Here is a 6,001-nt window from a genome sequence, read left to right on the forward strand (position 1 = left end):
CCCTGTCCGCGGGCTGCGCGGGGTTCCGTGTGAGCCGCGTCACTCGCGTGTGGCCGGCGGGGGCTCGGCGTCGATTCTCCGGTGGTGCTGCGGGGATTTCGGAAATCGGGGGCCTCGGGTGCGGGCGGAACGGGGTCGCGCGGGGGTACGCGGGCCGCGTGTACGGACTTGTACGGGATACGGGACCTCACCGGGCCGCTCCCGGCAGGCTTGGGGCGTCGGGGCGGGACAGGACTGCGCCCCGGCGGGCGACATGGCAATCCGACTCGTGATCCGACGTGAAAGGCGGGCTCACATGCGGTCCATGCTCCAACGGGTGTCCGGCGCGGCCAGGCGCCGCAGCCTCGCGCTGATCGGCGCCCTCGCGGTCTCCGTCGCGATGGTCGCTTCCGCGACTCCGGCCAGTGCGACGATCGGGTGCACCGGCGGCGACGGCTGCAACCACCAGACGACGATCTACATGGACGGCGGCAACTACACGCCCTACCACGAGTGGTGGGGGCCGTTCACCGTCCTGAAGATGCAGGGGGACGGGAACCTGGTCCTCTACTGCACCAGCAACGGCGAGCCGAAGTGGTCCACCGGGACGGTCAACTCCAACACGACCTGGGTGAACTTCGAAGGCGGGTCGGGCGGGGGCAGCATGGTGATCTGGACGAACCAGGGGCCGTCGGGCAACGTCGCCCTGTGGTCGTCGCTGACCAAGCCCCCCACCCACAGCACGCGCGGCACGCAGGCGATCGTCCAGGCCGACGGCAACTTCGTCATCTACGACGGCTCCGGCAACGCCCTGTGGGCGTCGAACACCTACCGCCGCTGTCCGGGCACCGAAGGCTACTGGGGCTGACCCGGCCGGTCGGCCGTTCACAGGGGCGCCGTCACCTCGCGGTTCGAGGTGGCGGCGCCCCAGTGCGTCCGGCGGGTCAGCGGACGATGGGCAGCAGGTCGTCGGTGGTCTGGGCGGGGCGCAGGAGTTCGAAGTGCACGGTGCCGTCGGGGTCGACGGTGAAGCCGTGGACGGCGGGTTCGGGCAGGCTGTTGTACTGGAAGTGGGTGGTCGCGTAGTACGCGCCGGTGTCGAGGAGGGCGACGAGGTCGCCGGGTTCCAGGAGGGGCAGCGGCCGGGCGCGGGCGACGAGGTCGCCGGCGAAGCAGCAGGGCCCGGCGATGTCCTGGGGGACGGGGTCGCCGTGCTTGGCGGCGCCGGAGGGGTGGTGGGCGGTGATGCGCAGCGGCCAGGCTTCGGGCATGAAGACGGTGCGGGTGGCGACCTGGGCGCCGGCGTGGGTGAGGGCGATGTGCCGGCCGCCGGCGGTCTTGGTGTACTCGACGTGGGCGGCGATGAAGCCGTTCTTGGCGAGCAGGGAGCGGCCGAACTCGGTGACCACCCGGAATCCGCCGCCGAACAGGGCGGGGGCGTGGGCGCGCAGCCGGTCCGCGTAGGCGGTGTAGGTGGGGTCGGTGGTGTCGTCGGTGAAGTTGACGGGCAGTCCGCCGCCGATGTCGATGCCGGTGATCCGGCGTCGTCCGAGTGCGTCGTTGACGTGTTCGGCGAAGGCGACGGCCTTGGCGACGCCGTCGGCCATGAGGTCCAGGGGGCAGCCCTGGGAGCCGACGTGGACGTGGATCCAGGTGAGCCAGGGGTGTGCGCGGTAGGCGGCGAGGAGGCGTTCGGCGTTGCCGTCGTCGGCGAGCGGGATGCCGAACTTGGAGGTGGCGGTGGCGGTGGACATCGCGCCGATCGTGCCGCCGCCGATCTGCGGGTTGATCCTGATGCCGAGGCGGGAGCGGGAGGGGCGGGTGCGCAGGAGGGCGTCGACACGGTCGAGTTCCTGCCAGTTGTCGATGTTGACCGCGGCGCCGAGTTCCAGGGCGCGGGCGAGTTCGCCGCGGGTCTTGGCCGGGGAGTCGTAGACGATCCGCGCGGGGTCGAAGCCGGCCGCGAGCGCCTGGGCGAACTCGCCGGGGCTGGCGACCTCGCAGCCCATGCCGAGGTGGCGCAGCCGTTCGAGGAGCGGGACGAGGCAGTTGGCCTTGGCAGCGAAGGTGTGCAGCGCGTGGACGGAGTCGGGGAAGGCCCGGTGCAGGGCGGTGACGCTCGCCTCGACGCCGTCGAGGTCGACGAAGGCGGCGAGCAGGGCCTGTTCGGGGTCGAGGAGTTTGCGCTGGACGGCTTCCCGCAGGACGCGTTCGCGGCGGGCGGCCGAGGGGTGGTCGGGTGACTGTCGGATGGTCATGGTGCCCTGCTCCGCTGGGTGTCGTCGGTGGGGCCCGGGAGGGTTCGCGGGGGCCTGGGTCCAGGCTGCCGGGCGCCGGGGGGCCGTGTCTTCGTCCCACGGCGCGGATGTGCGGGGTGCGGGCCGTGTCGTGGCCGGGGGCGGCGGGCGGGCGGTCGCCCCTTTGGTGCGGGGCGAGGGCCCGGGGGCGGTTTCTTCGTGCCGTGCGACGGAGTCGGCGGGGCGGGGCTCAGCGCCGGGGGTTGTGAACTGCTGGGGATCGAGGTCGTTTTCGTGCACGTGGGTGTCCATGAGTTCGTTTTCGATCATGGCTTGTTGGACCGGTGAAGCGACTGTCGGTGGCCTGTGCCAGGGTGGTGGCACTGACGGAGAGGGGGATGGCGTGACCGGGCCGGGGAAGCCGCTGCGGCGGATCGACGCGCCGTTCGTTTCCCTTGGCCCGTCGGGTGTGACGGTCCGTGACCGTCTCAAGGGCCTCACCCCCGAGAACGAGAAGGTGCTGCGGCTGGTCGGCGGGCACCTCGGTTCGCTGGCGTCGCGTGACCTCAAGGCGCGCTGCGCTGACGGCCTGGAGCACGGCAACCAGACGTGGGCCACGCGCAAACGTGACCTGACCGTGCAGTCGTCGTCGCGCTGGGCCGGGAGCATCACCAAGGCCACGCACGACCAGTGGGCGCTGTCGCGTCGCGGGCAGGCCGCGCACCTGGACTCCCTGGACACCGGCATCCGCACGATCTCCCACCGCCTGTCGCTGCCGCTGGTCGAGAGGGGCAGCAGGCGACAGCCGGGCGGATACCGGTCCAAGCACGAATGGTTCGTCAAGACCCGGCGCCTGCACGTCCTTGAGGAGCGACGCGCGGCTGTCGCCGCCGACCGCGACAACGGCATCGTGCACGTGGTACGCGGCGGCCGGAAACTGCTCAACACCCGGCACAACCTCGACACCGCGCAGCTCACCGAGCAGCAATGGCGGGAACGCTGGGAGACGGCGCGCCGGTTCCTGTCGGCTGACGGGGAGTCCGGCAAGCGGTTCGGCAACGAGACGATCCGCGTCACCCCCGACGGCGAAGTGTCGATCAAGCTGCCCGCCCCGCTCGCCGACCTGGCGAACGCCAGGCACGGCCGGTACGTCCTCACCGCGAAGGTGACATTCCCGCACCGGGGCACCGAGTGGGCCGACCGCATCGAGGCCAACCGGGCGGTGGCATACCGCATCCACCTGGACGTGGACCGGGGCCGCTGGTACCTGGACGCCTCATGGACCCGCCCCGTCGTGAAGACCATGCCGCTGGAGGCGGCCCGCGCGGCCGGGATGGTCGGGGTGGACACCAACGCCGACCACTTCGCCTGCTGGCACCTCGATACGCACGGCAACCCGGTCGGCGACCCCCAGCGGTTCCCCTACGACCTGACCGGCACCGCCACCCACCGCGACGCCCAGATCCGCCACGCCATCACCCAACTCCTCCACTGGGCCAAGCGCTGCGGCATGAGAGCGATTGGCCTGGAGAACCTGGACTTCACCGCCGAGACCACCCGCGAGAAGCACGGCCGCCGCAAGCGCTTCCGCCAGCTCCTCTCCGGCATCCCCACCGGGAAACTCCGTGCCCGCCTCGTCTCCATGGCCGCCGAGCTCGACCTGGTCATCGTCGCCGTGGACCCCGCCTACACCTCCCGGTGGGGCGCGCAGCACTGGCAGAAGCCGCTCGCGACGCCAACCCGTAAGACCACCCGACACGACAGCGCCGCTGTCGCGATCGGGCGACGCGCCCTCGGACACCCGATCCGGCGACGGACGGCACCGCCCCACGACGACCAGAGCGATCGTCGCGGGCATCGGACCGCCCAGGCCGGACCAGGCATCCGGGGGCGCGAGGAAACCCGCCACCCCGCCACGGACCGTGCACACGATGCACGCGCCCGGGCGGGGACCACGAGAACGCGGGCGACCAGCCGGGCATCCAACACCGTTCGGGATGCACGCAGTGATCAGACCTGGGTCCAAGACCCACTTCTGCTCACTTGATTGGAACGGTCGTCCAGGTCGATGCCGCAGACCTTCTTCACCTTCTCCAGGCGGTAGCGGAAGGTGCCGGCGGGCACGTTGAGGGCGCGTGCGGCCTTGGCGCCGTCCCGGGAGTGGTCCAGGTAGGCGCGCAGCGTGTCGAGCAGCACGTGTTCGCCGGTGCGGGTGGTGTGTGCGCGCAGCCGTTCGACAGAGCTGTCGGCCGGCGGCACGGCGTCGCGCAGCGCGTCCAGGGCGTGCAGCAGGGCGACGGTGTCGGGCAGGTCCGCCACGGAGGCGAAGGCCCGGGCGGCGGCCTGGGCGGAGCGGGCGAAGAGCAGGGCGCGCAGGGCGAGGTCGGCGGTGCGGCGGGATTCCGCTGCCAGGTCGAGTCGGTCCCGGACCTCGCCGATGCCGATGCGCACGGGGTGGGCGGGGTCCTGGGACAGTTCCCGTGCGAGGGAGTCGGCGAGGCGGGTGAGCTGTGCGGCGGCCCGTCGCGGGTCCCGGTCCAGGCCGCCGAGCAGGACCCGGGCGCCGTCGCGGGAGGCCGTGGCGAGCGCGTGGTGGCCCTGTCCCGTGCAGTGTCCGGCCGCCGTGCGGGCGAGCCGGCCGTCGGTGTCAGGGCTCTCGGGTGTGGCGGCGATGGCCAGTACGGCGCACGGCTGCGCCGGGGGCAGCCCGGTGCGGGCCGGTGCGTCGGCCGAGCCCCGGCCGTCCAGCAGGGCTCGGGCGGCTTCCAGGACCTGCTCGCGCTGTCCGGCGCGGCGCACCCGGTCGTGCAGGAGGTGGGCGGCGGCGACGCGGGCGGCGGCCTGGAGGGCGTCGGAGACGGTGGGCGGCAGGGGGCGGTCGGTCGGTGCGACCCAGATCGAGCCGAGGATCTCCTCGCCGGCGCGGACCGCGATGGCCGCGCGCTCGGGGACGTCCCCGAGCGGGCGGCGGTGGAGCGCGCCCGGGGTGGTGCGCAGCCGGTGGAAGAAGCCGTTCTTGCGCATCGCCTCCACGCGGTCGGGCGGTACCCGGTGGGTGAGGATCGTGTCCCGGCGGATGTCGTCGACGTCCTTGTTGTTCGAGGAGTAGGCGAGCACGCGGGAGTGCGGGCTCTCGATGGTCACCGCCCCGCCCACCAGGGGGGCCAGCGCCTCGGCGAGCGCGTCCAGGTCGCCGAGCGGCACGGTGGTGGCCTCCGGTTCGCCGGCCACCTCCAGTGCGGCGCGCAGGGCCGCGATCAGCTGCGCCCAGTCGACCCAGCTGTGGCGGAAGAGCAGTGCCGCCCCGGCCTCGGCCGCGGCGGCGCGCAGCGCGCCGTTCGGCGGGCCGGCGCCCTCGTCGCGGAAGACGACGCCCGCGGCGCCGTCGCGTCCGGCCGCCCGGACCAGGGCGAGGGCCTGCTCGGAGCGGGGATCGACGCGGACGGCGACGAGCAGGTCGCCGCGGCCGGCGCCCGGTTCGGGCCGGTCGAAGACGTCGAGGCCGAGGACGGGAACGTCCTGCCCCAGCGGGGCGAGACACAGCTCGACCACCGCCTCCGTCAGGAGCAGCAGCCCGTGCAGCGTCCGTTCGGGTGCCGTGGTGCCGGTCGACGTCGACGGCTGCTCCGGCATGGGCCGCCCCTCCCCCGCGGTGCGTGGCCGCCGGCCCGGGCCGGGCCGGCGTGCTGGGCGGACTAGGTTCTGTACGGCGGATCTTGTGACCGTCGCATGATCGGCTCGTTGTACTGGTCATGGGGCGGGGAGATCTGAGCAAGGACGAGTGG

General features: G+C 73.1%; 4 protein-coding genes. 2 read left to right on the top strand and 2 right to left on the bottom strand.

Annotated elements, in window-relative coordinates:
- The first annotated feature begins 295 nt into the window (after positions 1-295).
- Positions 296-847, top strand: a complete 552-nt coding sequence (locus tag ACFVU9_RS35035; RefSeq protein ID WP_387600551.1) for a hypothetical protein — start codon at positions 296-298, stop codon at positions 845-847.
- A gap of 76 nt (positions 848-923) precedes the next feature.
- Here the strand turns inward: ACFVU9_RS35035 and ACFVU9_RS35040 are convergent, their stop codons facing one another.
- Positions 924-2,237: a diaminopimelate decarboxylase gene (locus ACFVU9_RS35040; protein ID WP_387600554.1), complete on the bottom strand. Its 1,314-nt coding sequence runs from the start codon at positions 2,235-2,237 to the stop codon at positions 924-926.
- Positions 2,238-2,619: 382 nt separating this feature from the next.
- Here ACFVU9_RS35040 and ACFVU9_RS35045 point away from each other — a divergent pair, with 382 nt between their 5' ends.
- Positions 2,620-4,263, top strand: coding sequence for an IS200/IS605 family accessory protein TnpB-related protein (locus ACFVU9_RS35045; RefSeq protein WP_387600557.1), 1,644 nt, complete (start codon positions 2,620-2,622; stop codon positions 4,261-4,263).
- On the opposite strand, the gene ACFVU9_RS35050 is transcribed toward ACFVU9_RS35045, so the two are convergent.
- The gene (locus ACFVU9_RS35050; RefSeq protein ID WP_387600560.1) at positions 4,227-5,849 is read right to left on the bottom strand and encodes a PucR family transcriptional regulator; all 1,623 of its coding nucleotides are present in this window, start codon (positions 5,847-5,849) and stop codon (positions 4,227-4,229) included. The two genes, ACFVU9_RS35045 and ACFVU9_RS35050, sit on opposite strands and share 37 nt — an antisense overlap.
- Positions 5,850-6,001 lie beyond the last annotated feature (152 nt).

It is taken from the genome of Kitasatospora sp. NPDC057936, from assembly GCF_042887525.1.
Classification (GTDB): Bacteria; Actinomycetota; Actinomycetes; order Streptomycetales; family Streptomycetaceae; genus Kitasatospora.

Excerpts from the sequence above, each read along its gene's own strand:
- ACFVU9_RS35040 (WP_387600554.1), bottom strand. The coding sequence starts at position 2,237 with ATGACCATCCGACAGTCACCCGACCACCCCTCGGCCGCCCGCCGCGAA.
- ACFVU9_RS35050 (WP_387600560.1), bottom strand. The coding sequence starts at position 5,849 with ATGCCGGAGCAGCCGTCGACGTCGACCGGCACCACGGCACCCGAACGG.
- ACFVU9_RS35035 (WP_387600551.1), top strand. The coding sequence starts at position 296 with ATGCGGTCCATGCTCCAACGGGTGTCCGGCGCGGCCAGGCGCCGCAGC.